Source organism: Rhodococcus sp. EPR-157, from assembly GCF_001647195.1.
Lineage (GTDB): Bacteria > Actinomycetota > Actinomycetes > Mycobacteriales > Mycobacteriaceae > Rhodococcoides.
The window spans coordinates 1-1,257 of sequence record NZ_LVCV01000155.1 but is presented as its reverse complement, the minus strand read 5'-3'; the positions used below and the strand labels follow the sequence as shown (position 1 = coordinate 1,257).

3 protein-coding genes are annotated in these 1,257 nt (G+C 61.3%); 1 reads left to right on the top strand and 2 read right to left on the bottom strand.

All coding sequences use genetic code 11. From position 1 onward, the window contains the following. The coding region (locus A2J03_RS29790; protein ID WP_156520239.1) for a helix-turn-helix domain-containing protein at positions 1-185 on the bottom strand (185 nt) is incomplete at its 3' end. Positions 186-260: 75 nt separating this feature from the next. On the opposite strand from A2J03_RS29790, the gene A2J03_RS06345 reads away from it, so the two are divergent. Further along, positions 261-872: an NAD(P)H-dependent oxidoreductase gene (locus A2J03_RS06345; protein ID WP_068370952.1), complete on the top strand. Its 612-nt coding sequence runs from the start codon at positions 261-263 to the stop codon at positions 870-872. Between the two features lie 211 nt (positions 873-1,083). On the opposite strand, the gene A2J03_RS29785 is transcribed toward A2J03_RS06345, so the two are convergent. After that, positions 1,084-1,257, bottom strand: a 174-nt coding sequence (locus A2J03_RS29785) for a DnaB-like helicase C-terminal domain-containing protein (RefSeq protein ID WP_331712040.1), incomplete at its 5' end; no start/stop codon positions are given.

Sequence of the window (1,257 nt, the reverse complement as noted above, 5' to 3'; positions counted from 1 at the left end):
AAGAGCGCGGCCAGGAGTGCGTTTCGAGATGCAAAGTGGCTGTACACCACGGGTTTCGCGACACCTGCACGCTCGGCCAACCGGCCGAGCGTCAGCGCATCCGCGCCCTCTGCTCGCACCAGTGCCCACGACACCTCGACGAGTTGGTCGTACCTGTCGGAACGCGACAGTCTCGTGCGCGCCAACGAACACCTCCTTGCGTTATGTACCAATAGTAACCTACTGTTCGTATATAACGATTCCGCTACCCAAGGATCATCATGAACAGTCTCGTCGTAGTGTCCCATTCCGATCTCGACTCCCTGACCCACCATGCCGCGAGGGCGACCGTTGACGCGATCACGGGCGCGGGCGGAAGCGTCGAATTCGCCGATCTCGCTGCAGAAGGATTCGACCCCAGGTTCTCGCCGGACGATCTGAACCTCTTCCGAGGCAAAGGAACTGTGCCCGACGACGTAGCCGCAGAACAGGAACGCATCGATCGCGCCGACCACCTGGTCCTGGTATTTCCGATGTACTGGTGGTCGGCACCGGCACTGCTCAAAGGCTGGATCGATCGGGTCTTCGTCAATGGGTGGGCATACGAATTCACTCCCGGAAGCGAGTTCGTGAAGAAGCTGGATCGACTGACGGTTCACCTCGTCGTGGTCGCAGGTGACGACGCCGACAGCTTCGAGCGCCACGGCATCAACGAGGCCTTCGCTACCCAGATCGAAAGAGGCGTCATCGAATACTGCGGCGGCACCGTTGGTTCGACCACATTCGTCCACGAGTCGGACACGAAGGGTCGCGATGTGCTCGCCGAGGAGGTGCGTGCTCTCGCGGAGGAAATTGCGTCCCGGGTGTCGAAGCTCGAAACCGTTGATGCTTAGGTCGTTCCAGCGAATTCTGCAGTACCGGATGAACTCGACGGAATAGTGCGCTGACAAGCCCACGACGTTGTGTGTCAGAGCGGTCCTTGGCCTCGATGTCGCCGCCCGGGACGTGCCACGTGTCGACGTTCTCGTGGCGCGGCCGGCGGCGATATCGGTCTATCCAATCGCTTCGCCCCAGTTTGGGAAATTCGGCCACGATTCCAAGCGGTCAGCCCCTGGCCATATCCACGAACCTCGACAGGTGCAGCTGGTGAGCCACTGTGATAGTTGCCGTCGGACCGTTACGGTGCTTGCCGAGGATGAGGTCGGCCTCGCCGCCGCGCGGGTCGTCGCGCTCGATTGCATCGGGGCGGTGCAGCAGGATCACCATATCGGCGTCCTG